Below are 25,605 nucleotides of genomic sequence, written 5' to 3'. Positions count from 1 at the left end.
CCAAGGAGTTGGACGACATGCTGAGAGGCTCGCTTACTGCGCTCGTGACACCGTTCGAAAAGAGCGGGCGTTTCGACGAGAAAGCCTTTCGCGCGTTCGTCGAATGGCAGCTTGGCGAAGGCACCACGGGCCTTGTCCCGGTAGGCACCACCGGCGAATCCCCGACGCTGTCGCATGACGAGCACCGCCATGTCGTCAAGGTTTGCATCGAGGTGGCCAAGGGCAGGGCGCCTGTCGTCGCCGGCGCTGGCTCCAATAACACCGTGGAAGCGGTAGGTTTGGTGCAATATGCCGAAAAGGCCGGTGCCGATGCAGCCCTGGTCGTCACGCCCTACTACAACAAGCCGACGCAGCGCGGCCTCTACGAGCATTTCGCCGCCGTCGCCAGGGCGACCAAGCTGCCGATCATCATCTACAACATCCCGCCGCGCTCGGTGATCGACATGACGCCGGAAACGATGGGCCGGCTGGCGCACGACTTCAAGAACATCGTCGGCGTCAAGGATGCGACCGGCAAGGTCGAGCGCGTGTCCGAGCAGCGCATGACCTGCGGCAAGGATTTCATCCAGCTTTCCGGCGAGGATGCCTCAGCACTCGGCTTCAACGCACATGGCGGCGTCGGCTGCATTTCGGTGACCTCGAACGTTGCGCCAAGGCTGTGCGCCGAGTTCCAGGAAGCGACGCTCTCCGGCGACAGTGCCAAGGCGCTGGAGCTGCAGGACCGCTTGCTGCCGCTGCACAAGGCGATCTTCATCGAGCCCGGCGTGTCCGGCGCCAAATACGCGTTGTCGAAGCTGGGCAAGGTCGAGAACGTCGTGCGTTCGCCGCTGGTCACCATCGAGCAGTCGACGGCCGAAAAGATCGATGCGGCCATGAAGCACGCCGGCTTGATTAATTAACGAGTCCGTTTGGAACCTCTACTCCTGCGGCCATCTGAAGGCGCCACCTGCGCTTCCGGTGCTCGCGTACTATATGTACGCTCCGCTCCGGTTCCGCGCGTGGCCCCGAAAGCACTTCGCTTTCGGAAAGGACCGTGCGCAAAGTCGGATAGAGCGTCCTTTGCGCGTTAAAAACGCGCGGCGCTCTAGTAGCACCATCATCTGACTCGCAGGAGCGAGTTTCGAAACGGATTCTAGACGTTATGAACCAAGTCAGAAAAGCCGATCCCAACAACAAGACCGTTGCGGAAAACCGCAAGGCGCGGTTTTCCTATGAAGTGCTCGACACGATCGAGACAGGCCTGGTGCTGACCGGAACCGAGGTCAAGTCGCTGCGCCAGGGCCAGGCCAACATCCAGGACAGCTATGCCTCGGTCGAAGGCGGCGAGATCTGGCTGATCAATTCCTATCTGCCGGAATACCTGCAGGCCAATCGCTTCAACCACGAGCCGCGCCGGCGCCGCAAACTGCTGCTCAACAAGCGCGAGATGGCAAAACTATCGCAGAGCGTCGATCGCGAAGGCATGACGCTGGTGCCGCTGAAAATCTATTTCAACGACCAAGGGCGCGCCAAGCTGCTGCTTGCAGTTGGCCGCGGCAAGAAACTGCATGACAAGCGCGAGACCGAGAAGCAACGCGACTGGTCGCGCGAAAAGGGGCGGCTGCTCAAGGAACGTGGGTGATCAGGTGACAGCCTGAAAAAAGCCAACGATCGGGCTTCAAGGTCGAACAACGGCAAGTCCTACAGGGGATGGTCTTGAAGAAGCGGATTGTTCTCCGGGGCGTGGCCAGTCTTGCCCTGGCATGCGTCGTTGTGGTGGGCGCCGTGGTCTATTTCCACACCTACTCCCCCGACCGAGGCGAATATCCGGTCCGGGGCATCGACGTCTCCCATCATCAGGGCAAGATCGACTGGCGGCGTGTTGCCGCCGATGATGTGGCTTTCGCCGTCATCAAGGCGACTGAAGGCGGCGACCATGTCGATAATGCCTTCGCCGGCAATCTGCGCGAGGCCCGCGCCGCCGGGCTCGCCGTCGGCGCCTATCATTTCTTCACCTTCTGCCGGCCGGGCGCCGACCAGGCCAGGAATTTTATCTCGGTGGTGCCGCACGATCAGCCATTGCTGCCGCCGGTGGTCGACATCGAGTTCGGGGGCAACTGTCCGCAGCGCCTGTCGCCCGAGCAACTGAATGCCGAACTGGAGGCTTTCCTCGGACCCGTCGAGGCTGCCTTCGGCAAGCCGGCGATCATCTATCTGACGGATGAAGCCGAGGCTGCCTATGCCGGGCAAATCGCCGCTCGTCCACTCTGGCTGCGCTCGCTCCTCATGGAGCCGGACCGCCGTGACTGGATTTACTGGCAGTACCACAACATGGGGCGCGTGGACGGCATAGAGGGGGACGTCGACCTGAACGTTTTGCAGGGTGGGCCGGAGAAACTGGCGGCGCTGCTTGCCTCCGCACCTTGACGGACAGACCCGATCCGATGCCGGCCGGTTCTTCGGAAGCCTGCCATGCCGCTGAAACCATTCACGATCCAACTGATGTCGGGACAGCCAGATTTTCCCTGGTGCTGCGTCGACCCGTCGCCGAATAACCCATCCCGGCGGCCATGATGGCGATGGCCACGCATTGGATCGCCAGCGGGGTCTCGCCAAGAACGATCATGCCGACCATCACGGTGGCGATCGGCACACCCGGCAGGAACAGCGATGCAGCCTGCGAGCCCAATCGGTCGACAATGTAAGTGTAGAGGAACATTGCGGCAGCGCCCGCGAGAAGACCTTGAATGACGATCTGGCTGGCGATTTCGGCGCCTGCGGCGGCATGGAGGCCGCTTGGTGCCAACAGGCAGAGAAGCGGCAGCGGCAGGCACGACAAGATCACGACGGTCGCGGTTGCGGTGACGGGTTCGACGCGCCATCGCTGCACAAGAGCCGCATAGGCGGAAAACATCGCGCCCGATCCGATGAACAGCAGATCGCCGAAGAGGACGTCGCCGGCACCGCTGCGCGCCGGCGCGATGAACAGCAGCAGCCCAGCGATGATCGTGACGACACCGATGACCCGCTGCCGCGAAGCACTTTCCCTGAACAAGGACAGCAGGAATGAGAAGAACACGATCGAGGCCGGGCAAAGTGCCGCGCCATGGGCGGCGGGCGCATAGGTCAGGCCCCAGTTGATGATGAGTGGGTAGGGCAAACCGGCCAGTGCCGCCAACGTCAGTCCACGTCGCCAGCCCAGCGCCTTCAGGGTCGCCAGGCCGCGCCACCAGACGATCGGCAGGAACACCACGCCGGCACCGGCAAAGCGCAGGCTGGCCATGTCGGTGGGCGTCAGATGCTCCCTGAGGCTGAAGCGGGCGGCGACGAACTGCGCCGCATAGATGGCGATCATGACGAGGCCGGCGATCACCGCCAGTCTTGTGTTTGCCGTGTCTCGTCCGTCCGCCATGTCAGTTCTGCCGTCATATTTTGTCGCCAGGAGGAGATAGCCCCAACCTCGCGACGAAGCGCAGCCTATTGCCGAAATGGCCCCGACGAAATACGCTGTTTTTCGCAACTTCAAGTGTAATTCACGCAAAAGAGGTGGCTTGAACGTGAATTCTGAATCTGGCGACCTGGACGCCATCGACCGCACTCTTCTGCGACTGCTGCAGGAAGATGGACGCCGCACCACGCTTGACCTGGCCGCGCGCGTCGGCCTGTCGCCTACCGGCGCCAGCCAGCGCGTGAAGCGCCTGTTCCGCGACGGGTTCATCACAGCCGTCAGAGCGGTGCTCAATCCGGCAAAGATTGGCCGCGGCATGCTTGTTTTCATCGAGGTGCGGCTCGATCACACGGCCCCGCATATCTTTGACCGCTTCGCAGAGGCAGTCGCAAAGGCGCCCGAGGTTCTGGAATGCCACATGGTCGTCGGCGGCTTCGACTATCTCGTGAAGGCGCGCATTGCCGAGATGGCTGACTATCAGGACTTTCTCAAACGCGTCATCCTGCCCCTGCCGGGAGTGAAGGAAACGCATACTTATGCATCCATCGGCGACGTGAAACCGGATGCCCTGCTGCCGGTGTGAGCAGGCACGGGATACCGCCCGGTGTCCGATCCTCAATTCTTCAGGAATGCCTCGATCTCGCTGAACACCCTGACGAACATGTCTTCGGTCAACACGCCGGTATTGGTGTTGTAACGTGAGCAATGATAGCTCGAAAACAGCGTAATGCCGCCGGCCGGCAATTGCCCGCCATGTTTGAACGGGTAGGCGGCGACGCGCCCGCCCAATGCCCGTACGGTTGACTGGTGCGCGATCGATCCCAGCGCGAGCACGGCGCGCAGGTTGGGAAAGCGAGCGATCGTCGGCACCAAAAATGTCCGGCATGTGGCGATCTCTGCACCCACCGGCTTGTTCTCCGGCGGCACGCAGCGCACCGCGTTGGTGATCGCCGTGCCGACGAGCTCCAGCCCATCATCGGGCCGCGCCTTGAACTCGCCGCGTGCGAAGCCGTGGGCAATCAGCGTCGAGTAGAGCAGGTCGCCCGCATAGTCACCGGTGAACGGGCGCCCGGTGCGGTTGGCGCCGCGCAAGCCAGGCGCCAGACCGACGATCAGAAGCCGGACGGTATCTTCGCCGCCCAATGGCAGGAAGGTCGGCACCGGCGCGTTGAACCAGGACGGCTCGCGCTGCCGCCATTCGGCGATGAAGTCATGCAACCGCTGGCAGAGAGGGCAGTCGCGGCTGGGTTCGGAAGCGGGGAGGGCGGTCAAGTCGACCGGCCTCAGTAGTCGTCCTCATCGACTTCAGCCGGTTCGGGCCGCCTTACGGGCCGCTCCGAGGGATCGCGACCGACTTCGTTCTTCAGCGTCGCCAGGTCGATGAAATGGTCCGCCTGGCGGCGCAGGTCATCTGAGATCATCGGCGGCTGCGAGGCCATGGTCGAGACGATCGACACCTTTCGGCCACGCCGTTGCAGCGCCTCGACCAGCGTGCGGAAATCGCCGTCTCCGGAGAATATGACATAGTGGTCGACAACGTCGGCGAGTTCCAGTGCATCGACGGTGAGCTCGATGTCCATATTGCCCTTGATCTTGCGGCGGCCGGTCGAGTCGGTGAATTCCTTGGCCGGCTTGGTCACCACCTTGAAGCCGTTATAGTCGAGCCAGTCGATCAGCGGCCGGATCGAGGAGTATTCCTGGTCCTCCACCAGCGCGGTGTAATAATAGGCGCGCAGCAGGTAACCGCGCTTGTGGAAGCTCGCCAAAAGCTTGCGATAGTCGATGTCGAACCCGAGCGCGCGTGAGGTGGCGTAGAGATTGGCGCCGTCGATGAACAGGGCGATTTTTTCACGGGGATCGAACATGGAAATAGTCCTTTTCGAAATAACGGCCGTCTAACGAAATGCGGTAGCGACGAGCGGTCAGGTCCATAATAAACCGGCCGACCTTGGACCAACCGAGATAACGCCAGTTTGGTGGCAATCCAAGGGCGCGTGGCGCACTGCAAGCAATTGTGATCGCGGCGCCGAACCGTGGACGCGGGCTGCCCTGTGGGCACGCATTGCCATGATGCTTGTATTTTGGTGCTGTTCGGGTTATGGACCGCGCCTGTTTTCCATTACATCCAGGCATGAAAGGGGCAATCCATGGCCCGCGTAACCGTTGAAGATTGCATCGACAAGGTCGACAACCGCTTCGAGCTGGTGCTTCTGGCCGGCCACCGCGCTCGTCAGATCAGCCAGGGAGCGCAGATCACCGTGCCGCGCGACAACGACAAGAACCCGGTCATCGCGCTGCGCGAGATTGCCGACGAGACGCTGTCGCCCGACGATCTCAAGGAAGATCTGATCCATTCGCTGCAGAAGCATGTCGAGGTCGACGAGCCCGAAGCCGATGGCGAAGTGATCGCCGACCAGACTGGCGGTGCTGTTGCCGCCGCCGATGCGGACGACACCGAGGACAACGTCACCTTCGATCGCATGACCGAGGAAGACCTGCTGGCCGGCATCGAAGGTCTGGTTCCCCCGGAAAAGAGCGACGACTACTAAGAGCTTTTGATAATTCTACCCAGCCGGCCGCCTAGCGCAGTTTTCTGCGCTTCCGGTGCTCACGGACCCAAATGTCCGCTCCGCTCCGGTTCTCGAAAACTACGCTATCCGGCTCGGCTGAGCGAATTCTGAAAAGCCCTTTGGAATTGGCTGGAACAATCTTCCGGCACTTCCGTCCCGGCGGTTTCGTGGCTATCTATGACATGCGCCGTACAGCAGTGCGGCGCATGATTCATTTCATCGCCGAGAGATTCCGCCCATGATGCGTCAGTATGAGCTTGTCGAGCGCGTCCAGCGCTACAAGCCTGACGTCAACGAGGCGTTGCTCAACAAGGCCTACGTCTACGCCATGCAGAAGCATGGCCACCAGAAGCGCGCTTCCGGCGACCCCTATTTCTCGCATCCGCTCGAAGTCGCAGCCATCCTCACCGAAATGCATATGGATGAGGCCACGATCGCCGTCGCCCTGCTGCACGACACCATCGAGGACACCACGGCGACCAGGGCCGAGATCGATGAGCTGTTCGGTCCAGAAATGGGCAAGCTGGTCGAAGGCCTGACCAAGCTGAAGAAGCTCGACCTCGTGTCGAAGAAGGCGGAGCAGGCGGAAAACCTGCGCAAGCTTCTGCTGGCGATCTCGGAAGATGTCCGCGTGCTCCTCGTCAAGCTCGCCGACCGCCTGCACAACATGCGCACCCTCGACCATATGCCGGAGGCCAAGCGCCTGCGCATCGCCGAGGAAACGATGGACATCTATGCGCCCTTGGCCGGGCGCATGGGCATGCAAGGTATGCGCGAGGAGCTGGAGGAGATAGCCTTCCGCTTCATCAATCCGGAAGCCTATCGCGCCGTTACCGCCCGGCTCGCCGAAATCTTCGAGCGCAACAAGGATGTGTTGTCCGAGATCGAGAAGGCTCTTTCGGGCCTGTTCGAGAAACACGCCATCAAGGCCGGCGTCAAAAGCCGCCAGAAGAAGCCGTGGTCGGTGTTCCGCAAGATGGAGGCCAAGGCGCTGTCCTTCGAGCAATTGTCGGACATTTTCGGCTTCCGCGTCGTGGTCGACTCCGTCGAAGACTGCTATCGCGCGCTGGGGGCCATCCACACCACCTGGTCGATGGTGCCCGGCCGTTTCAAGGATTACATCTCGACGCCGAAACAGAACGACTACCGTTCGATCCACACCACCATCGTCGGTCCTTCGCGCCAGCGCGTCGAGCTGCAGATACGCACCCGCGAGATGAACAAGATCGCTGAATATGGCGTCGCCGCCCATTCGATCTACAAGGACACCGGGGGCAAGACGAACGGCGCCGTGCACGCGATCTCGAAGGAGACCAATGCCTATGCCTGGCTGCGGCGCACCATCGAGCAGCTGGCAGAGGGCGACAACCCGGAAGATTTCCTCGAGAACACCAAGCTGGAGCTGTTCCAGGACCAGGTGTTCTGCTTCACGCCGAAGGGCATGCTGATTGCCTTGCCGCGCGGCGCCACGCCGATCGATTTCGCCTATGCCGTCCACACCGATGTCGGCGATACCTGCGTCGGCGCCAAGGTCAACGGCCGCATCATGCCGCTGATGACGGAACTGAAGAATGGCGACGAGGTCGAGATCATCCGCTCCAAGGCGCAGGTGCCGCCGGCCGCGTGGGAATCGGTCGTCGTCACCGGCAAGGCGCGCGCCGCCATCCGCCGCGCTACCAAGAATGCGATCCGCAAGCAGTATTCCGGCCTTGGCGCGCGTATTCTGGAGCGTGCCTTCGAACGAGCCGGCAAGACCTTCACCAAGGAAAGCCTGAAGCCCGTCCTGCACCGGTTGGCGCGCAAGGACATCGAGGATGTGCTGGCGTCCGTCGGTCGCGGCGAACTGGCTTCCACCGATGTCATGAAGGCGGTCTTCCCTGACTACAAGGACGAGCGCGTCACCCCCGCGGCTCCCAAACAGCGCGAGGAGGGCTGGTCGAAGATCCGCAACGCCGCCGGCATGCTGTTCCAGATTCCGGGCCGGGCCGCGCGCAAGGACAAGGACCAGCCAGGCGCCGGCGCGGTGCCGATCCGTGGTGTGCGCGGCGACCTGCCGGTGCGCTTCGCGCCGGAAGGCGCGGTCCCTGGCGACCGTATCGTCGGCATCGTCCAGCCGGGCACCGGCATCACCATTTACCCGATCCAGTCGCCGGCGCTGCAGGCTTTCGATGACCAGCCGGAGCGCTGGATCGACGTACGTTGGGACATCGACGAACGCACCAAGGAACGGTTTCCCGCGCGCGTCTCGGTCACCGCCATCAACGCGCCGGGCTCGCTTGCCGACATCGCCCAGGTCGTTGCCTCCAACGACGCCAACATCCATACGCTGTCGATGGTGCGCACCGCGCCCGATTTCACCGAAATGCTGATCGATCTCGAAGTCTGGGACCTGAAGCATCTCAACCGGCTGCTGTCGCAGCTCAAGGACAATTCGAGCGTCAGCGATGCGCGGCGCGTCAATGGCTAGCGATAGCCGACCATGGGGGACGAGATGAATACCGACGAAGTGCTGGGCATATTCCGTGAGGCTGGCGCTGTTCTGGAGGGTCATTTCATCCTCACGTCGGGCCTGCGCAGTCCAGTCTTCCTGCAGAAGGCACGGGTGTTCATGCATGCCGACAAGACCGAGCGGCTGTGCAAGGCGCTGGCCGAGAAGATCCGCGCCGCGATCAAAGGCAAGATCGACTATATCGTCGGGCCGGCGATCGGCGGGCTGATCCCGGCTTACGAAACTTCGCGCCACCTTGGCGTGCCGGCGATCTGGGTGGAGCGGGAAGGGGGCGAGTTCCGCCTGCGGCGCTTCGAGATTGACCGAGGCGCGCGCGTCGTCATCGTCGAGGACATCGTCACCACCGGATTGTCGATCCGCGAAACCATCGATTGCCTGCGCGCCCTTGGTGCAGAGGTGGTCGCGGCCGCCTGCATCATCGACCGATCGGCCGGCAAGACCCATGTCGGCGTGCCGCTGATCGCGCTTGCCGAATATGAGGTCCCAGCCTATCCGCCGGACAGGTTGCCGCCGGAGCTTGCCGCCATCCCGGCCATCAAGCCGGGCAGCCGCAACATCTGAGGAGGTCGCATTGATCGTCGGTATCGATCATTTCGTGCTGACGGTGGTGTCGCTCGACGCGACCTGCGCCTTTTATCAGCGCGTGCTGGGCTTCGAACGCGTCGACACGCCGGGCCGGCCGACGGCACTTGCCTTCGGCAACCAGAAGATCAATGTCCACGAGATCAGCCGCACCTTCGAGCCGAAGGCGAAGTCGCCGACGCCCGGATCCGGTGACTTCTGCCTGATCACCGACCGGCCGCTCGATGAATTCCTTGCCGGCCTCGAAGCCAATCACGTAATGGTGGAACTCGGGCCGGTCGAACGCATCGGCGCGCAGGGGCCGATGATGTCGGTCTACTTCCGCGATCCGGATGGCAACCTTGTCGAAGTCAGCCAGTACCCGCGGTAGCATATCGATCATCGGCTGCGACAATTAGCCGAAACCACTTCTCAAATTCGCCGCGATTGTCCGATGTTGGAGGAGACGGACCTTACCCGAATTTGGCGGTGCGGCCGCTGCGCGGACGGCCTCCAGTTGTTGTCGGGGTTGCGGATGGCTATATCAAAGTCGCGATTGCCTTCTGGCGACCGTAAAGCGCAAGATGTGGTGGTCGAAGTCCGGCTGGAAACAGCGGGCCTGTAAGCTGTGAATTGTCGGGAATAGGAAGAGAGTGCTTTTTCGTCGCCGCAAACCTGATGGTCTTTTCGAGCGGGTGCGCACCTATCTGTGGCCGCGCCGTTCGTTTTCGCGCTCGCTTCAATATTTCTCCAAGCGCATCCTGCGGCTGAAGGCCACCCCGCATGCGGTGGCGGCTGGCGTCGCGGCAGGTGTCTTTGCTTCGTTCTTCCCCGTTGGTTTCCACTTCATCATCGCCGCCGTTCTGTGTTGGGTGATCGCCGGCAATCTGGTGGCAGCGGCTCTCGGAGCCGTGTTTTTCGGCAATCCGCTGACCTTTCCGCTCTTGTGGGGCGCGTCCTGGGAAACCGGCAAGCTCATCTTGCGCGATCGCCTGCCTACGCATGGCCCGCCGGCGCATCTGGGCGAAATGATGCACAAGCTTTCCTTCGCCAAACTATGGCATCCCGTACTGGAGCCGATGCTGATCGGGGCGGTGCCGCTCGGGCTCGTGTTCGGCCTGGTATTCTACGGCATCACGCGCTGGGGCATGAATGTCTTCCGCGAACAGAGGCGCAAGCGGCTGGCAGAGCGCGCGAGACGCCGTGAGCATTCGCCTCATCCCGGCGGAAGCATCGGTTCCGCCACCCAATGATCATCGGCATCGGCAGCGACCTGATCGACATCACACGCATCGAGAAATCGCTTGAGCGTCATGGCCAGCGCTTCATCCAGAGGATCTACACCGAGGTGGAGCAGGCGCGTTCGGAGAACCGGCGCGCCCGCGCGGCTTCCTACGCCAAGCGCTTTGCCGCCAAGGAGGCTTGCGCCAAGGCACTGGGCACCGGTCTGGCGCAAGGGGTCTTCTGGCGTGACATGGGTGTCGTCAACCTGCCCAGCGGTGCGCCGACGATGGCGCTGACCGGCGGAGCGCTGGCGCGGCTGGAAAAGATCCTGCCGCAAGGTCATCGGGCAGCGATCCACCTCACCATCACGGATGATTTCCCGCTCGCTCAAGCCTTTGTGATCATAGAAGCGCTACCGGTCGAAGAAGCGCCACATTGATTGCATCTGACGACCGGCATTGACGTTGCCCAGCGCGCGCCGAGACTCTATACCATCCAACGCACAATCGAGGACGACATGAGCGTGGCTGAAAAATCCCAGAAGAAATCCGGCGGGCTTGGCGAAACCGTCAGCGTCATCGTCCAGGCGCTTTTGCTCGCCCTGGTCATTCGGACGCTGCTGTTCCAGCCGTTCTCGATCCCGTCGGGCTCCATGCGGCCGACGCTTCTGGAAGGCGACTATCTGTTCGTCACCAAATGGTCCTACGGCTATTCACGCTATTCGCTGCCTTTTGGACCGGACATTTTCTCAGGACGTATCTGGGGCTCCGAGCCCAAGCGTGGTGACGTGGTGGTGTTCAAGTTCCCGCCGGATCCGTCCGTCGACTATATCAAGCGCGTCATTGGCCTGCCCGGCGACAAGATCCAGATGAAGGATGGCCAAGTCTTCATCAACGGCGTCGGCGTGCCGCGCGTCAAGACCGGCCAGATCGACAATCCCGACATCACGGAAAAGGATTATCCGATCGATGTCTATCGCGAGACGCTGCCCGACGGCGTCAGCTACGACACGCTCGACCTGTCGCCGAACTCGATTGGCGACAACACCCGCGAATTCGACGTTCCCCCGGGCCACTATTTCATGATGGGCGACAACAGGGACAATTCCGCCGACAGCCGCTTCACCGTCGGCTATGTTCCGGCCGAGAACCTGGTCGGCCGCGCCAACCTTGTCTTCTTCTCGATCGCCGGCAAGGCAAGCCCGCTCGAAATCTGGAAATGGCCGTCGCTGATGCGCGCCTCGCGCCTGTTCCATTTCGTCAACTAGGATCATGGCGGCACCAAAAAGGTTGACCGCCGATGCGCTCGCCGAAGCGCTTGCGGAACGCACGGGCCATGCCTTTGCCGACCGCCAGCGCCTGCAGCGTGCGCTTACCCATGCCAGTGCGCGAGGCGCCAATGCGGGCGCCGATTATGAGCGGTTCGAATTCCTCGGCGACCGGGTTCTTGGTCTTGTTGTCGCCGATATGCTGCTGGCTGCCTTTCCCGATGCCGCGGAAGGGGAGTTGTCGCTGCGGCTCAATGCGTTGGTCAATGCCGAGGCGCTGTCTGACATCGCCGAAGATATCGGGCTGCCGGACCTGATCCGTGCCGGGTCGGATGTGCGCGGGCTCGAGGGACGCAAGCGCGTCAACCTGCGCGCCGACGCACTGGAATCGCTCATCGCCGTGCTGTATCTCGATGGTGGTCTGGAAGCGGCCCGCGCGTTCATCCATAGATACTGGCAGCCGCGTTCGCAGGCCTCGGGTGCCGCGCGCCGCGACGCCAAGACCGAATTGCAGGAATGGGCGCATCAGGCGGCGAGTGCTGTTCCCGCCTATCAGATCGACGGCCGGGAAGGCCCCGATCACGATCCGCTGTTTACCGTCAGCGTCAAGGTCGGCGCGTTTCAGCCGGCAACCGGCAGCGGCCGCTCCAAGCGCGAGGCCGAACAGGCCGCCGCTGCCGCCCTTCTGGTTCGCGAGGGCGTCTGGGTTCATGAAGGGAGTGCGGCATGACCGCCGAAGACACCGCAGCCGCTCCTGTCACGCATTCCGGCTTCGTCGCGCTGATCGGCGCGCCCAATGCCGGCAAGTCGACGCTGGTCAACCAACTGGTCGGCGCCAAGGTCTCGATCGTCACCCATAAGGTGCAGACGACACGCGCCATCGTGCGCGGTATCGCCACGCACGACAACGCGCAGATCGTCTTTGTCGACACACCGGGCATCTTCAAGCCCAAGCGGCGGCTGGACACCGCGATGGTGACCACCGCCTGGGGCGGCGCCAAGGATGCCGATATCGTGCTGCTGCTGATCGACGCCGAGCGCGGCATCAGGGGCGACGCCGATGCGATCCTCGAACGGCTGAAGGATGTGCGCCAGCCGATGGTGCTGATCCTCAACAAGGTCGATCGGGTGAAGCATGAGGCGCTGCTCGCCCTGTCCGCGGCAGCGAACAAGAAAGTGCCGTTCCAGCGCACCTTCATGGTCTCGGCGCTGACCGGCTCCGGCTGCAAGGACCTGCTCGACTACTTGGCCCAGGCGCTGCCGGCCGGCCCGTGGTACTACCCGGAAGATCAGATTTCCGACCTGCCTATGCGCCAGCTGGCGGCCGAGATCACCCGCGAGAAGCTCTATCTCAGGCTGCATCAGGAACTACCCTATTCCTCGCACATCGAGACCGAGAAATGGGAAGAGAAGAAGGACGGTTCGGTGCGCATCGACCAGACCATCTTTGTCGAGCGCGACAGCCAGAAGAAGATCGTGCTCGGCCACAAGGGCGAGACCATCCGCGCCATCGGGCAGGCCGCGCGGATGGAAATATCAGGCATATTGGAGCAGAAGGTGCACCTGTTCCTGTTCGTGAAAGTGCGCGAGAATTGGGGCGACGACCCCGAGCGCTATCGCGAGATGGGGTTGGAGTTTCCGCACTAGGCGTGATCCCGAGAAGTGAGCGCCGTTTTCGGGAAAGATCATGCTTGAGGTAGCGATCGATGCCGCCTTGGTGCGCCGGCTGATTGCCGCGCAATTCCCGCATTGGAAGAATCTTGCGGTCAGGCCGGTTGATTTTGGCGGCTGGGACAACAGGACCTTTCATCTCGGCGACGAGATGACCGTGCGATTGCCGAGCGCCGCCGCCTACGCCCTGCAAGTGGAAAAGGAACATCGCTGGTTGCCGAGATTGGCGCCGCTGCTGCCACTGCCCATTCCCGTACCGCTGGCGATGGGCGTTCCGGCCGAGGGCTATCCCTGGCATTGGTCAGTCTATGGCTGGATCGAGGGCGAGATCGCGAAACGGGAACGTATCGCAAATCTGTCGGAATTCGCGGCGGACCTGGCTCGGTTCCTGGTTGCGTTGAAACAGGTGGACGCTACCGATGGGCCCGCGCCTGGGCAGCACAATTTCTTTCGCGGCGGACCGCTGACGGTCTATGACGGCGAGACAAGGCAATCGATCTCGGCGCTCGGCAGCCGCATCGATGCCGGCGCCGCCACCGCCGTCTGGGAGATGGCCCTTGCCGCGGCCTGGGAAAGTCCGCCCGTCTGGTTCCATGGCGATGTCAGCCGGGCCAACCTCCTGGTCGAAAAGGGCAGGTTGAGCGCCGTGATCGATTTCGGCACCTCCGGTGTCGGCGATCCAGCCTGCGATCTGGCAATTGCCTGGACGCTGTTCGAAGGCGAAAGCCGGGACACGTTTCGCGCCTGCCTCGCGGCAGATGAAGCGACCTGGGCGCGCGGGCGCGGCTGGGCGCTATGGAAGGCATTGATCACCGCCGCCGGGCACATAGACGTGGCCTCGGCCGAGATCGAAGAATCGTGGCGAGTGATCGATGCGGTGCTGATCGATCGCGAGCGCCAGGCATGAGGCGAGACGCGTGGCGCCGTCATCGGGTGGCGCTGATGGATCAAAAAACCTGCTGTCCCGGCAGCTTTCGGGTGGGCCTCTATCGTCGGTTGAGCGCTCAAGAAATTGACCAGATTATGTTGAAAAAATAACTCATTCGAGACTTGTTAGATTCAGTGCACAATTGACTTTGCAAACAATGGAATAAAAACTGGAAGCTTAGAGTCTAAAGTAAAAAGATATCTGGGATTATTACATAAAGATGACGATGTGCCATTTGTGCCGATTTGAAAATTGACCTGAATCGGTCAGTGTTATTTGTGCAACAAAGATTTAATCTGTGGCGTGAATCCGGCATATTTGCGGAATTGTCATTGAAGGCGGAAGATTGGTGGGTATGTTCGCCGCGAAAAGGGGACGCGATGCGAGCCTTTTTTCATTGTGGGGGTGAGGCGGGAAAACATATCCGCCAGCCACAATTCGGAAGCCATTTTAATAACTTGACTGGAGAGGTCAGAAAATGAACATCAAGAGCCTTCTTCTCGGCTCAGCCGCGGCACTGATCGCGGTGTCCGGCGCACGCGCCGCGGACGCTGTCGTCGTCGCCGAACCGGAACCGGCCGAATACGTTAAGATCTGTGACGTCTACGGCGCCGGCTATTTCTACATCCCGGGCACCGAAACCTGCCTGCGCATCGGCGGCTATCTCCGCTACGACATTGGCGTCGGCGATTCCGGCACGTTTGATGGCGTCAACAACGTTCGCGATCACATGGACGGCGGAAACCACGACACCTACTACAAAAATATGCGCTTCACGCTGCGGACGTATACCGGCCAGGAAACCGAGCTCGGCACGCTGAAGACCTTCACCGAGACCCGCTTCCAGTTCGGCAACTCCTCTGGCGACTATGATGGAAGCGCCTCGACCTCCTGGCAGGCCGGCAACAAGACCACCAGCCTCAATTTCGCCTGGATCCAGCTCGGTGGCCTGCGCGTCGGTAAGGACGAGACGGCATACGACCAGTTCATCGGTTACGCCGGCAACGTCATTCAGGACACGATCATCCCCTATGGCATCAAGGACACCAACGTCGTCCAGTACTACTTCGACGCTGGCAGCGGCTTCACGGGTGTGGTCTCGCTCGAAGAAGGCACCGGTGCTAACACGATCGACAGCTATGTTCCTCATGTCGTCGGCGGCTTGAAGTACAAGGGCGACTGGGGTGCGATCACAGGCGTCGTCGCTTATGACAGCAACTACGAGGAAGTGGCCGGCAAGGTTCGCTTGGACGTCAACGTCAGCAAGGAACTGTCGCTGTTCATCATGGGCGGCTACGGCACCGACGACAACCTCACGGACGACGCCCACAATGCCATCGACGCACATGGCCGTGGCCAGTACAAGCCGTGGGGCGGCAACTGGGCTGTCTGGGGCGGCGGTACCTACAAGTTCAACGAGAAGACCTCGTTCAACGTCCAGGCTTCGGCTGACGACGACAAGAACTACGCTCTTGCCGCGAACGTCGCCTACACGATCGTCCCGGGCTTCACGATCACGACCGAAGTCGACTGGGATCACTACGGCAATTTCGGCAATCCCTCCATCTACGGCAACTGGTCCAAGGCCGACAAGAAGGACAGCGTCGGCGGCATCGTCCGTTTCCAGCGCAGCTTCTAAATCGACTGACCTCACCAACCGCCCGCAGCACATCGCTGCGGGCGGCTTTTTATGCGTTGTTGCGGGGGACGGCCCAGGCGCTCAGGCCCATACCTTGATTTCGCCACCCGATCGGTGAAAAGCTCGTGATATGGAATGGCGCGACGAGGGAATCATTCTCGGCACCCGCAAGCATGGCGAAACCAGCGCCATTCTCGAGGTGATGACGCGTGCCCATGGCCGTCATCTCGGCCTCGTGCGTGGCGGCCGCTCGCGCAAGCTGCAACCCGTTCTCCAGCCCGGCAATCGCGTCGATCTCTTGTGGCGTGCGCGCCTTGACGAGCATCTGGGTACCTTCCAGGCCGAAGCGATCGAGATGAACGCCGCCCGGCTGATGGACAGTGCCATCGCCGTCTACGGCCTTCAGACGATGGCGGCGCATCTGCGCCTGCTGCCCGAGCGTGATGCCCATGGGGGCCTTTACGAGGCGCTTTCGGTGATGATCGTCCACCTGGACGATGCCGACGCCGCCGGCGAGCTGGTGGCGCGTTTCGAACTTCTGATCCTCGATGAACTCGGCTTTGGCCTCGATCTCAGCCAATGCGCCGCCACCGGCACCAAACAGGACCTTGCCTATGTCTCGCCGAAATCGGGACGCGCGGTGTCGCGTGAAGCCGGCGCGCCGTGGCACGACAAGATGCTGGTGCTGCCTGCATTTCTGCAGCGCGGCTCCGGCCTGCGCGCGAATCATGCGGCGGTCGCGGACGCCTTCCGCTTGACCGGTTTCTTCTTCACCCGCCATGTCTACGAGCCGCGCGGCATCGATCAGCCCGACGCGCGCGCCGGTTTTCTTGCAGCGTTGCGCAAGCACCACGCAGCGCACAAGCCCATCGCCGGAGAGAACGCGGCCAGAGAAATCATCAGATGAGCGAAGTCGAACTTTATCCAGGCCGGGTCTCGCCGCTCGGCCTCGGCACCATTCCTCACGCCGACATCCTGAAATACACCGGCCTGGAATTGCTTCAGCGAATCATCGACGGCAAATATCCGGCACCGCCGATCTCCTTCCAGCTCAGCTTCGCGTTGACCGAAGTATCGGAAGGTCGCGCCGTATTCCGCGGCGTGCCGAACGAACGTCACCTCAACCCGCTGGGTGGCGTTCATGGCGGCTGGGCGGCGACGCTGCTCGATTCGGCGTTGGCCTGCGCAGTACAGACGTTGCTCGACAAGGGCGAGGCCTACACGACGGCGGAGTTCAAGGTGAACCTCACGCGGCCGATAACGCCGAGGACCGGCGAGGTCGTCTGCGAAGGCAGGGTGGTCCACAAGGGCCGCACGCTTGCCGTTTCGGAAGCGACGCTGAAGGACGCCAGCGGCAAACTGCTGGCTTTCGGCACCGAGACATGTTCGATATTTCCAGCCGCCAATCTGGCGGCACGTTGAGTTTTCAGCCGTTTGGCCGCCGCATTTGAATGTCAATGAGACGAAACGTCAGTGAAAACTGGCCTGGTTTGGGGGAACCGCCATGTTTGAAAGCCTGATCGGCCTTGTCGCCATCATCGCCTTGTTCGTCATCATTTCGCGCCAGCAGAGCCGGATCGGCCTGATCGAGCGCGAACTTGGCGCGCTGCGCAGTCTCGTGCTTTCGGGCGCGGTGCCGTTCGCGGCTAGGCCGTCGGAACAGGAAGCGGCCGAGGGCGAGGCCTACACGGCACCGGTGGCCGCGCCCGCGGCCGATATCGCCCTGGCAGCAATCAGCGAGCCCGCGCCGGTACGGGCCACCGAGGCGGAAATCCCGGCCGCAGAGAGTGTGCCCGGTCCCTGGAGCACCCCCGAGGCAACACGGAAAACGCCAGAGGTCGCGCCGGCCGCGGTCGCCAAAGCCGCTCGCCAGTCCGACGTCGAAACCGCGCTCGGCACGCGTTGGGCGGTCTGGGTCGGTGGCATTGCACTTGCTCTGGGCGGCTTGTTCCTGATCCGCTACACCATCGAGGCCGGCATTTTCGGCCCCGGCGTGCGGCTCACCATGGCGGCCGTGCTCGGTTTGGTGCTGGTCGCCGCCGGCGAGTTCATTCGTCGCACCGGATTCAAGGTGCCGGTGCAAGGTGTTGCCGGCGCTTATATTCCGGCGATCCTCACGGCAGCCGGCGCCTTCATCCTGTTCGGCACCGTCTATGCCGCCCATGGCGTTTACGGCTTCATCGGCCCGGCGCTTGCCTTCACGTTGCTTGGTGCGATCGGCATTGCCACCATCGCCGCCGCTCTGGTCCATGGCCAGGCGCTGGCTGGCATCGGTCTCGTCGGCGCCATGGTGACGCCAGTACTGATCGCTTCGCAGGCGCCCAATCCCTGGGCGTTGTTCGGCTATCTCGCAATCGTGCTCGCCGCCACCGGTGTTATCGCCCGCATGCGCGACTGGAAATCGCTGATGGCGGCCGCCTTTTTCGGCACCGGCATCTGGACCATCCTCTACATGACCGACGCACCGGGCGCGAACCTCTCCGCGATCCTGTTCATCGACACTGTGACGCTGGCTGTGCTTGCCCTTGTCTGGCTGAGCAGTCGCGGCAACGAGACCGGACCAGCAAGGTCCTTTGACTGGCCGTCCATCGTGCCTGGACTGTTCGTCGCCTTCTCGGCGCTGGGCTTCTCGGTTGACCCGGTCTTCGCCGCTGCCGGTGATGCCTTGCCGGGCGCGGTGCTGCTTATGGTGATGGTAGCGGTCGCGCTCTACCGCCCGCTGGCGCTGCCACTGCTTTATGCCGCGGGACTGGCGACGGTACTGATCTATCTCGGCATCATCCCGCCGACCTCTATCGCTTCCGATTTTTCGAGCGGCGCTCTGGGTGTTGACGGGGTGCCTTTGGCTACGGCCAACGCGCTGAGCTTGCGCCTTGGCATCGGACTTGGCGTGGTCTTCGTTGCCGCCGGTCTCTGGGCCGCGCGCCGTTTCGCCGCCTCGGCGCAGATCCGAGCAGCCTCGTGGGCTGCATGGGGTGTCATCGCGCCTCTGGTCATCCTGCTGGCGCTCTGGTTCACCTTCGGCAATCTCGACCGTGACTTTGTCTATGCCGCCGTTGCGGCCCTGCTGGTCGTGGTCTTCACCACCGACGGCGAGTGGATCGCGCGGGCTGAGGAACCGCCGCTCAGGGGCGGCGTGGCAGTGTCGTTTGCCTTGGGTGGCGCAGCGGTCGCCGGACTCCTGATGCTGCATATGGCTTTTGATTCCGGCTGGACCACCACCTTGCTCGGTGCCGCGGCAATCGTGCCGGCGCTCGCCACGCGCTGGCGCTCTTATCCTGTGCTCGGCTGGATTTCAGTCGCCGCCGTCATCGCGGTGCTTGGCCGCGTCGCCTTCGACCCGACGATCGTCGGCGCCGAGTTCCTGTCAACGACACCGGTCTTCAACTGGTTGCTGCCGGGCTATGGCGTGCCGGCGCTCGCCTTCGGCTTCGCGGCCTGGCAGCTCGCCAACACTACCGATGGCCGACCGCGCCTTGCCATGGAGGCGGCGGCGGCACTGTTCGCGCTGCTGACGCTCGCCATGCTGGTGCGTCACGCCATGCATGGCGGCGTCATCAACAGCGATGCGCCGACGCTCGCCGAACAGGCGATCTACACGCTGATCGCCATCGGTGCCGGCGCCATCCTGATCGCCATCGACAGGCGATCGCCAAGTTCGGTGCTGCGCTATGGTTCGATGGCGGTGGGCGTGGTCTCGGTCGCCTTTGTCGTCATCCAGCATTTCCTGGTGCTCAATCCGTTGTTCACCGACGAATCGACCGGTCGGATTCCGGTTTTCAATCTTTTGTTCCTGGCCTATCTCGTGCCGGCCGTCGCCGCCGGCGGTCTGGCGCTCTATAGCAGGGGCAAGCGGCCGAAATGGTATTCGGCCATGCTGGCGCTGGTGGCGGCGCTGCTTGCCTTCGCCTATGCCACGCTCTCGGTGAGGCGTCTGTTCAAGGGCGAGTTCATCGGCTTGTGGAGCGGCCTTGGCCAGTTGGAGACCTACACCTATTCGGCACTCTGGCTGGCGATCGGCGTGGCGCTGCTCACGGCTGGCGTCTGGCTGAAATCGCAGGTGCTGCGCATTGCTTCGGCCGGGCTGATCGCGGTTGCCGTGCTGAAAGTTTTCCTCTTCGACATGTCGGAACTGGAGGGTGTGCTCAGGGCGCTGTCCTTCATCGGTCTGGGTGCGGTGCTGATCGGCATTGGCCTGTTCTACCAGCGGCTTTTGACGCGGGCGGCGAAGGAAAAAGGATAATCGTCTGCGATCATTGGTTTTCCTTGCCGGTCGGGAATAAACCGGCACCCGTCGGCGTTATCTCATTGCTTGGGTGACCGGAGCGGTGGACCGCTTCGCGCTGGCCGCTTGCGCCGTGCCGGGAAGGCGCGTTCAATCGAGATCAACAAGGGCGACCTCAGAACCAGCGGTCATGAACGAAAAGAAGGCAGCAATCCTTGGCGAAATACCGCGCCTGCGACGCTACGCACGCTCGCTTTTGCGCGACCGCGATGCTGCCGACGATCTCGTTCAGGACTGCCTTGAGCGCGCGCTGTTGCGGCTCGACAATTGGCAGACAGGAGAAAGCCCCAGGAGGTGGCTGTTTACGATCATGCATCATTTATTCATCGACCAGATGCGCAAGGTGAATCGCCGCGGCGAAGCGGCGATGCTGCCACTGGAAGCGGGCGAGACGGTTGCCCAGCCGCCCGAACAGTTGGAGGGCATCGCTTCGCGCGAGATCATCGACGCATTGCAGGCGATCAGCCCGGATCGCCGCGCGGCGCTGGTCATGGTCGCCATTGAGGGCTTTTCCTATGCCGAAGCCGCCAACATTCTGGGTGTGCCCGCGGGCACGCTGATGTCGCGCATCGCGCGTGGCCGTGAGGAACTGCGTGGGTTGCTGGACGACACAGCACGCCGCCGAGCCATAAGGATCGTCGAGAAATGATCCGCCGCGATTTTTCCGAACGGGACATCCACATGGCGCTCGACGGCGAACTGCCGCCCGATGAACGTGCCGCCTACGATGCCTGGCTCGACTCCAATCCCGAGATGAAGGCCAGGAGCGCCCGCTTCACCGCCGACCGGGAGGCATTGCGCTCGGCTTTTGCCGGCGTACTGGATGAGGCTGTACCAGCGCGCCTGCGCAAGGTGGTGCTCGGCGAAGCGCCTGTTAAGGTTGTGGTGCCACGCTCACGCTGGTGGCTTGCCGCCGCTGCGGCCGTGCTTCTCGCCACGGGCGGATTTGGCGGCTACTTTGCCGGCATCGGCGGCCTCGGGCAGGAGGATCCGGCGGAGGATCAGCTCGCCGAACAGGCGATCGCCGCCCACGTCATCTATGCCGCCGAGAAGCGGCATGCGGTGGAAGTTCCGGCCAGCGACAAGGATCATTTGCAGACCTGGCTGTCCAACCGGATCGGCCTGAATCTGGTGGTGCCGGACCTGAGCGCGAACGGCTTCCAATTGGTTGGTGGCCGGTTGCTGCCGGCCGGCGAAAGCAAGGCCGCGATGCTGCTTTACGAAGACGACAAGGGCGAGCGCATATCCCTCTTCGTGACGGCGGAATCGACCGAGAATGCCAAGGGTACCTACGCTTCGGCGCAGGACGGTCCGCAGGCCGTCTACTGGCTGGACAAGGGCTATGGCTGTGCCGTCGTCGGTTCGCTGCCGCGCGAGCAATTGGCGGTCGTGGCCAAGAGCGCGTATGGCCAGCTTTTGGCCGGGCTGGCCAGTTGATCCGGTTGCGAACTTCCGCGGCCGACTGACTTGAAAACAGCGATTGCGTTCAAAGCTTGCCAGCTTCCCTGTCGTGGCGGAAACTGTCACAATTCGGCCCTAATCAAGGAGCGATAGCGCATGATGAATACCGGCGCTTCGGCCGGTGTTCGCGACGCTTTTGACCGGGGCCGTTTTCCGCAACGCAATCGAGGTTTTCTCAAGCCGCATGCCTGCCGAGATCCGCAAGGCCCGCGCGTCAGACGTCGATGATCTCGCCGCCATCGAGAAAGCCGTGTTCTCGAGCGACCGCATTTCCCGCCGCTCCTTCCGCCAGTTCATCGAGCGGGAGACCGCCGAGACGCTGGTCGCCGAAATCGATGGCCGCGTAGGCGGTTATGCGATCGTGCTGTTTCGCAAGGGCAGTGGGGTGGCGCGGCTCTATTCCATAGCCGTCGGACCGTTCTTCGGCGGGCTCGGCATAGGCCGCCAATTACTGTCCGCGGCCGAAGAGGCAGCCTTCGAACACGACCGCATGATGCTGCGTCTCGAAGCGCGCGAGGACAATGGCCGCGCCATCCATATCTACGAGCAGGCCGGCTACCGCAAGATTGGCCGTGAGCCGGGGTACTACGAAGACGGCGCGACGGCGCTACGCTATGAAAAAACCCTGCGCGGCGACCTTCCGGTCGCCACCAGGGTGCCGTTCTACCAGCAGACCTGCGAGTTCACCTGCGGTCCATGCTGCCTGATGATGGCCATGGCCAATTTCGATGGTGGCTTCGTACCCGACCCGGTGATGGAAATCCGCCTCTGGCGCGAGGCAACGACCGTCTTCATGATGTCTGGACCAGGCGGCTGCGAACCATTCGGTCTGGCCGTTTCGGGGTACGAAAGCGGGCTTGCTGCGGAGATTTACGTTTCCTTCTACGGCGCATTGTTCCTGCAATCGGTGCGCAGCGAGGAGAAGCGCCGGGTCATGGAACTGGCACAGGTCGACTTTCGCCGCCGCGCGGAACTTTACGGCATCCCGGTGAATTACCGTCCGTTCACCATCGACGATATCAGGGCGGCTCTCGCTGGTGGCAAACTGGTGCTGGTGCTGATCAGCGGCTTCCTGATGTTTGGCAAGAAGGTGCCGCACTGGGTGCTGGCCATCGGCGATGATGGCGATCATATTCTGATCCACGATCCGTGGGTCGAGGATGAAAGGCAGGAAACCATCCTTGATGCCGCCAACATTCCCGTGCCTTACGGCATCTTCATGAACATGGCGCAGTTCGGTCGCGACGGACTGCGTGCCGCCATCACTTTGGGAAAGAGATAATGACCTGGGTCATTCTTACCGGCAGGCAGAGCGATCTCGACCAGGTGGCGACACCGCACAAGATCATCACCAATCGTGACTATCTCGCGCATCCCTCGCTGTTCCGCGGCCAGCGGCCGAAGGTCATTAACCTGTCGAACAACTACGGCTACCAGAGCCGCGGTTATTATGCGTCGCTGCTGGCAAGTTCGCGCGGCCACAAGGTCATCCCGACCGTCGAGACGATGATCGACCTGTCGGAGCGCAAGCTCTACGAGCACGCCTTGCCGGAACTGGAACTGGCGCTCAACAAATGCCGCAAGGATCTCGGCGGTATATTCCCGGCGAAGGTCTGCATCTTCTTCGGCATCGGCCCGTCCAAGGTCTGGGACCGTTTTGCCAAGCTGTTGTTCGACTGGTTCCGGGCGCCAGCGCTCGAAGTCCATATCAAGGACAGCGCCGAATGGGCTTCGATCCGCAAGATCGGCTTCCACCCGCTGGCGCGCATGACCGAGGACGAGGAAAAGAGCTTCATCCAGTGCCTGGAGACCTACACCAACCGCGAGTGGCGCGACACCAAGGGCCGCACGCCGGCGCGGTACACCTTCGCCACGCTGGTCGATCCGCATGAGGAATTGCCGCCCTCGGAAATCTCCTCGCTGCGCTACTGGGCCAAGATCGCCGAAAAGATGGGGGTCGAAATCGAGCCCATCACCAGGAAGGATCTCGCCAAGCTCGCGAATTACGATGCGCTGTTCATCCGCGAGACCACCTCGATCTCCAATCATACCTATCGTTTCGCCCGCCGCGCCCAGCAGGAAGGCATGCCTGTCATCGACGACCCGCTGTCGATGATCCGCTGCACCAACAAGGTCTATCTCAACGAACTGATGGCCTACAACAAGGTGCCGGTGCCGCCGACGGTGATGATCGCCGGCGCCTCCGATCTCGAACTCGCGGCGCAGACGCTGGGTTTTCCCCTGGTGTTGAAGATCCCGGATTCGTCATTCTCGCGCGGTGTCAAGAAATGCGCCAATTTCGAGGAGCTGAAGACGCTTGCCACCGAATGGCTCGAGGATTCCGATCTTCTGATCGCGCAGAAATTCATCCCGACCGAATATGACTGGCGTGTCGGCGTGCTCGGTGGCCAGCCGCTGTTTGCCGTGCATTATCTAATGGCCAAGAAGCACTGGCAGATCGTCAACCACAAGGCCAATGGCAAGCCCGACCAGGGCGGCATCAAGACCTTCACGCTGAAGGAGACGCCGCCTCATGTCGTCGAGACGGCAGTGAAGGCGGCGCGATGTATCGGCGATGGTCTCTATGGGGTCGACCTCAAGGAGACCAAGGACGGCGTCTTCGTCATCGAGGTCAACGACAACCCCAACCTCGATCATGGCTGGGAGGATTCCGGCGAGAAGGATGAGGTCTGGGTGCGGCTGACGCAGTGGTTCCTGGAGCGGCTGGACAGGCCGGGACGGTAATCAACCGAGGGGAAACATGCAGTTCATCGTCATCGAGGATTTCACCGGCTGCGACCGCAAGGAAATCTACCGCCGGTTCCGCGACCGCGGCCGCCTGAAGCCGGAGGAGCTTGTTGTGCATCATAGCTGGATCGCGGCCGATATGAGCCGCTGTTTCCTGCTGGTGGAGGCCGATGACGTCACGCTGCTGCAGCGCTGGGTCATCGAATGGGCTGATCTGGTCGAGTTCGAGATCGTGCCCGTGGCGGCCAACAAGGACATGGTGGCGGCCTTGAGCGGGCACCTCTGACCATGGCCCCACCCGGTCAGCGCAGCGCCGGCGAGGCCACGGCGCGCTGGCATTCATCGATCAGCCAATCGCGGAACGCGGCCACCACGTCGCGCCTTGCGCTTCGCTCCGGGACGGTCAGGCAATAGGGCTGTCGCAGGGCAATTGCGCTCTTGGCGGGGCGGACCAGCCGGCCGTCCTCCACCGCCTCGGCACAGTAGATCCCTTGCGCCAGTGCCACGCCCAGCCCCGAAATGGCGAGGTCGAGGGCCGCGCGCGACGAATTGGCCGAGAGCCCGCGCCGTACCGCCCGGCCAGATTGGGCGCTCGCCGCCTCGAACCAGGTGCGCCAGGACGGAAACGATGCGCCGGTCGGTCCCCAGTCCGTGTGAATGAGCGGCAGCCCGGCGAGCGGCTCGCCGCCCGCCTTGATCATGCCGGCAAGCTTTGGCGCGCAGACGGGGTAGACCGCATCCCTGGCAATGTCCTCGGTCGGATGCTCGCGATAATGCGGGCCGTAGGAGAGCCTGATGTCGATCAGCTCGCGGTCGAACGGCACCGGGTCGTCATCGCCCCGGAGCGATATGTCGGCGGCGCCATGGCTTGCGACGAAGCCGGCCAGACGCTGCGAAAGCCAACCCATGGCCATGGATGGCGGCACCGATACCACGAGGCGCGGGCGGAATGCGTCGCCGGCAAGCTCGCGCGAGACGCTGCCGATCTCCTGAAAGGCCACGGTCAGCCGCGGCAGCATTTCACGCCGGCCTCGGTGAGGACAACGCGCCGGTTGACCCGCTGAAACAGCTTGCGGCCCATCTGCTCCTCCAAGATGCGGATAAGCTGGCTGACGGCGGCGGCCGAAACCGACAGCTCCTCCGCCGCCGCGGCAAAGCTGCCCGTACGTGCCGCGGCCTCGAAAGCCTGAAGCCCTTTCAGGGATGGAGATGTGACCATTGCCGCCCAATAAGATAAGCTTACCTTATCCAAATCGCAGGAATCGTCGTTTTTGGAAAGCTTTTTTGCCAACTAGGATGGTCGTCGTCGAATTCC

26 protein-coding genes and 1 pseudogene are annotated in these 25,605 nt (G+C 62.5%); 23 read left to right on the top strand and 4 right to left on the bottom strand.

Going from position 1 to position 25,605, the window contains the following annotated elements; all coding sequences use genetic code 11:
- The first annotated feature begins 17 nt into the window (after positions 1-17).
- The 3 genes from dapA (at position 18) to O7A60_RS20285 (ending at position 2,406) form a co-directional block, all read left to right on the top strand.
- Positions 18-899, top strand: a complete 882-nt coding sequence (gene dapA / locus O7A60_RS20295) for a 4-hydroxy-tetrahydrodipicolinate synthase (protein WP_337107830.1) — start codon at positions 18-20, stop codon at positions 897-899.
- 242 nt (positions 900-1,141) lie between these two features.
- Positions 1,142-1,621 (top strand): SsrA-binding protein SmpB, encoded by a 480-nt coding sequence (smpB, locus tag O7A60_RS20290; protein ID WP_027144197.1) that lies wholly within the window; start codon positions 1,142-1,144, stop codon positions 1,619-1,621.
- Between the two features lie 74 nt (positions 1,622-1,695).
- Positions 1,696-2,406 (top strand): glycoside hydrolase family 25 protein, encoded by a 711-nt coding sequence (locus O7A60_RS20285; protein ID WP_337107741.1) that lies wholly within the window; start codon positions 1,696-1,698, stop codon positions 2,404-2,406.
- 61 nt (positions 2,407-2,467) lie between these two features.
- On the opposite strand, the gene O7A60_RS20280 is transcribed toward O7A60_RS20285, so the two are convergent.
- Positions 2,468-3,391, bottom strand: coding sequence for a DMT family transporter (locus O7A60_RS20280; protein WP_337107740.1), 924 nt, complete (start codon positions 3,389-3,391; stop codon positions 2,468-2,470).
- Between the two features lie 145 nt (positions 3,392-3,536).
- On the opposite strand from O7A60_RS20280, the gene O7A60_RS20275 reads away from it, so the two are divergent.
- Positions 3,537-4,010, top strand: coding sequence for an Lrp/AsnC family transcriptional regulator (locus O7A60_RS20275; protein ID WP_337107829.1), 474 nt, complete (start codon positions 3,537-3,539; stop codon positions 4,008-4,010).
- 32 nt (positions 4,011-4,042) lie between these two features.
- Here O7A60_RS20275 and O7A60_RS20270 read toward each other — a convergent pair whose 3' ends face one another.
- Both O7A60_RS20270 and O7A60_RS20265 read right to left on the bottom strand, forming a co-directional pair.
- The gene (locus tag O7A60_RS20270; RefSeq protein WP_337107739.1) at positions 4,043-4,699 is read right to left on the bottom strand and encodes a uracil-DNA glycosylase; all 657 of its coding nucleotides are present in this window, start codon (positions 4,697-4,699) and stop codon (positions 4,043-4,045) included.
- 11 nt (positions 4,700-4,710) lie between these two features.
- Positions 4,711-5,292 carry a LabA-like NYN domain-containing protein gene (locus O7A60_RS20265; RefSeq protein ID WP_027144193.1) on the bottom strand — a complete coding sequence of 194 codons (582 nt, stop codon included), beginning with the start codon at positions 5,290-5,292 and terminating at the stop codon, positions 4,711-4,713.
- Positions 5,293-5,574: 282 nt separating this feature from the next.
- Here O7A60_RS20265 and rpoZ point away from each other — a divergent pair, with 282 nt between their 5' ends.
- The 19 genes from rpoZ to O7A60_RS20170 all read left to right on the top strand — a co-directional run bounded on the left by rpoZ (position 5,575) and on the right by O7A60_RS20170 (position 24,576).
- On the top strand, positions 5,575-5,976 hold the full coding sequence (gene rpoZ, locus O7A60_RS20260) for a DNA-directed RNA polymerase subunit omega (RefSeq protein WP_027144192.1): 402 nt from the start codon (positions 5,575-5,577) through the stop codon (positions 5,974-5,976).
- A 259-nt stretch (positions 5,977-6,235) separates the two neighbouring features.
- Positions 6,236-8,464: a RelA/SpoT family protein gene (locus O7A60_RS20255; protein WP_027144191.1), complete on the top strand. Its 2,229-nt coding sequence runs from the start codon at positions 6,236-6,238 to the stop codon at positions 8,462-8,464.
- 24 nt (positions 8,465-8,488) lie between these two features.
- Positions 8,489-9,067 (top strand): orotate phosphoribosyltransferase, encoded by a 579-nt coding sequence (gene pyrE / locus O7A60_RS20250; RefSeq protein ID WP_337107738.1) that lies wholly within the window; start codon positions 8,489-8,491, stop codon positions 9,065-9,067.
- A 10-nt stretch (positions 9,068-9,077) separates the two neighbouring features.
- Positions 9,078-9,458, top strand: coding sequence for a VOC family protein (locus tag O7A60_RS20245; RefSeq protein ID WP_337107737.1), 381 nt, complete (start codon positions 9,078-9,080; stop codon positions 9,456-9,458).
- A gap of 262 nt (positions 9,459-9,720) precedes the next feature.
- A complete protein-coding gene (locus tag O7A60_RS20240; RefSeq protein WP_337107736.1) occupies positions 9,721-10,320 on the top strand; it encodes a DUF2062 domain-containing protein in 600 nt (199 codons plus the stop codon).
- Positions 10,317-10,730 (top strand): holo-ACP synthase, encoded by a 414-nt coding sequence (acpS, locus tag O7A60_RS20235; protein WP_015318576.1) that lies wholly within the window; start codon positions 10,317-10,319, stop codon positions 10,728-10,730. The genes O7A60_RS20240 and acpS overlap by 4 nt, the downstream gene beginning before the upstream one ends.
- 78 nt (positions 10,731-10,808) lie before the next feature.
- Positions 10,809-11,558 (top strand): signal peptidase I, encoded by a 750-nt coding sequence (gene lepB, locus O7A60_RS20230; RefSeq protein ID WP_027144187.1) that lies wholly within the window; start codon positions 10,809-10,811, stop codon positions 11,556-11,558.
- A gap of 4 nt (positions 11,559-11,562) precedes the next feature.
- On the top strand, positions 11,563-12,288 hold the full coding sequence (gene rnc / locus O7A60_RS20225; RefSeq protein ID WP_337107735.1) for a ribonuclease III: 726 nt from the start codon (positions 11,563-11,565) through the stop codon (positions 12,286-12,288).
- The gene (gene era / locus O7A60_RS20220) at positions 12,285-13,205 is read left to right on the top strand and encodes a GTPase Era (protein ID WP_337107734.1); all 921 of its coding nucleotides are present in this window, start codon (positions 12,285-12,287) and stop codon (positions 13,203-13,205) included. Before rnc ends, era begins: the two co-directional genes overlap by 4 nt.
- 40 nt (positions 13,206-13,245) lie before the next feature.
- Positions 13,246-14,136, top strand: a complete 891-nt coding sequence (locus tag O7A60_RS20215; RefSeq protein WP_337107733.1) for an aminoglycoside phosphotransferase family protein — start codon at positions 13,246-13,248, stop codon at positions 14,134-14,136.
- A gap of 499 nt (positions 14,137-14,635) precedes the next feature.
- The gene (locus O7A60_RS20210; protein WP_337107732.1) at positions 14,636-15,796 is read left to right on the top strand and encodes a porin; all 1,161 of its coding nucleotides are present in this window, start codon (positions 14,636-14,638) and stop codon (positions 15,794-15,796) included.
- 130 nt (positions 15,797-15,926) lie between these two features.
- Positions 15,927-16,703: a DNA repair protein RecO gene (gene recO, locus O7A60_RS20205; RefSeq protein WP_337107731.1), complete on the top strand. Its 777-nt coding sequence runs from the start codon at positions 15,927-15,929 to the stop codon at positions 16,701-16,703.
- Complete coding sequence (locus O7A60_RS20200) at positions 16,700-17,218, top strand: PaaI family thioesterase (RefSeq protein WP_337107730.1); 519 nt, start codon at positions 16,700-16,702, stop codon at positions 17,216-17,218. Before recO ends, O7A60_RS20200 begins: the two co-directional genes overlap by 4 nt.
- An 82-nt stretch (positions 17,219-17,300) precedes the next feature.
- Positions 17,301-20,039: a DUF2339 domain-containing protein gene (locus O7A60_RS20195; RefSeq protein ID WP_337107729.1), complete on the top strand. Its 2,739-nt coding sequence runs from the start codon at positions 17,301-17,303 to the stop codon at positions 20,037-20,039.
- A 172-nt stretch (positions 20,040-20,211) separates the two neighbouring features.
- The gene (locus O7A60_RS20190; protein WP_027144179.1) at positions 20,212-20,730 is read left to right on the top strand and encodes an RNA polymerase sigma factor; all 519 of its coding nucleotides are present in this window, start codon (positions 20,212-20,214) and stop codon (positions 20,728-20,730) included.
- Positions 20,727-21,518 (top strand): anti-sigma factor family protein, encoded by a 792-nt coding sequence (locus tag O7A60_RS20185; protein ID WP_337107728.1) that lies wholly within the window; start codon positions 20,727-20,729, stop codon positions 21,516-21,518. Before O7A60_RS20190 ends, O7A60_RS20185 begins: the two co-directional genes overlap by 4 nt.
- A 208-nt stretch (positions 21,519-21,726) precedes the next feature.
- Complete coding sequence (locus O7A60_RS20180; RefSeq protein ID WP_140505981.1) at positions 21,727-22,824, top strand: GNAT family N-acetyltransferase/peptidase C39 family protein; 1,098 nt, start codon at positions 21,727-21,729, stop codon at positions 22,822-22,824.
- Entirely contained in the window at positions 22,824-24,287 is a 1,464-nt protein-coding gene (locus tag O7A60_RS20175) for a RimK family protein (protein ID WP_140746684.1), read from the top strand. Before O7A60_RS20180 ends, O7A60_RS20175 begins: the two co-directional genes overlap by 1 nt.
- A gap of 16 nt (positions 24,288-24,303) precedes the next feature.
- Entirely contained in the window at positions 24,304-24,576 is a 273-nt protein-coding gene (locus tag O7A60_RS20170) for a DUF3303 domain-containing protein (protein WP_337107727.1), read from the top strand.
- Between the two features lie 16 nt (positions 24,577-24,592).
- Here the strand turns inward: O7A60_RS20170 and O7A60_RS20165 are convergent.
- Positions 24,593-25,509: pseudogene (locus O7A60_RS20165) on the bottom strand (LysR substrate-binding domain-containing protein).
- Positions 25,510-25,605 lie beyond the last annotated feature (96 nt).

This window comes from Mesorhizobium salmacidum (SeqCode) (assembly GCF_037179605.1).
GTDB lineage: Bacteria > Pseudomonadota > Alphaproteobacteria > Rhizobiales > Rhizobiaceae > Mesorhizobium > Mesorhizobium salmacidum.
Note: the sequence above shows the minus strand (reverse complement) of the source record. Positions and strands in the feature narration are given on the sequence as shown.

Coding starts and splice junctions, on each gene's coding strand:
- rnc (WP_337107735.1), top strand. CDS start 11,563: ATGGCGGCACCAAAAAGGTTGACCGCCGATGCGCTCGCCGAAGCGCTT.
- O7A60_RS20180 (WP_140505981.1), top strand. CDS start 21,727: ATGCCTGCCGAGATCCGCAAGGCCCGCGCGTCAGACGTCGATGATCTC.
- O7A60_RS20185 (WP_337107728.1), top strand. CDS start 20,727: ATGATCCGCCGCGATTTTTCCGAACGGGACATCCACATGGCGCTCGAC.
- O7A60_RS20210 (WP_337107732.1), top strand. CDS start 14,636: ATGAACATCAAGAGCCTTCTTCTCGGCTCAGCCGCGGCACTGATCGCG.
- O7A60_RS20195 (WP_337107729.1), top strand. CDS start 17,301: ATGTTTGAAAGCCTGATCGGCCTTGTCGCCATCATCGCCTTGTTCGTC.
- O7A60_RS20200 (WP_337107730.1), top strand. CDS start 16,700: ATGAGCGAAGTCGAACTTTATCCAGGCCGGGTCTCGCCGCTCGGCCTC.
- lepB (WP_027144187.1), top strand. CDS start 10,809: ATGAGCGTGGCTGAAAAATCCCAGAAGAAATCCGGCGGGCTTGGCGAA.
- dapA (WP_337107830.1), top strand. CDS start 18: ATGCTGAGAGGCTCGCTTACTGCGCTCGTGACACCGTTCGAAAAGAGC.
- recO (WP_337107731.1), top strand. CDS start 15,927: ATGGAATGGCGCGACGAGGGAATCATTCTCGGCACCCGCAAGCATGGC.
- O7A60_RS20190 (WP_027144179.1), top strand. CDS start 20,212: ATGAACGAAAAGAAGGCAGCAATCCTTGGCGAAATACCGCGCCTGCGA.
- O7A60_RS20265 (WP_027144193.1), bottom strand. CDS start 5,292: ATGTTCGATCCCCGTGAAAAAATCGCCCTGTTCATCGACGGCGCCAAT.
- O7A60_RS20170 (WP_337107727.1), top strand. CDS start 24,304: ATGCAGTTCATCGTCATCGAGGATTTCACCGGCTGCGACCGCAAGGAA.
- O7A60_RS20280 (WP_337107740.1), bottom strand. CDS start 3,391: ATGGCGGACGGACGAGACACGGCAAACACAAGACTGGCGGTGATCGCC.
- O7A60_RS20215 (WP_337107733.1), top strand. CDS start 13,246: ATGCTTGAGGTAGCGATCGATGCCGCCTTGGTGCGCCGGCTGATTGCC.
- O7A60_RS20175 (WP_140746684.1), top strand. CDS start 22,824: ATGACCTGGGTCATTCTTACCGGCAGGCAGAGCGATCTCGACCAGGTG.
- O7A60_RS20255 (WP_027144191.1), top strand. CDS start 6,236: ATGATGCGTCAGTATGAGCTTGTCGAGCGCGTCCAGCGCTACAAGCCT.
- smpB (WP_027144197.1), top strand. CDS start 1,142: ATGAACCAAGTCAGAAAAGCCGATCCCAACAACAAGACCGTTGCGGAA.
- rpoZ (WP_027144192.1), top strand. CDS start 5,575: ATGGCCCGCGTAACCGTTGAAGATTGCATCGACAAGGTCGACAACCGC.
- era (WP_337107734.1), top strand. CDS start 12,285: ATGACCGCCGAAGACACCGCAGCCGCTCCTGTCACGCATTCCGGCTTC.
- pyrE (WP_337107738.1), top strand. CDS start 8,489: ATGAATACCGACGAAGTGCTGGGCATATTCCGTGAGGCTGGCGCTGTT.
- acpS (WP_015318576.1), top strand. CDS start 10,317: ATGATCATCGGCATCGGCAGCGACCTGATCGACATCACACGCATCGAG.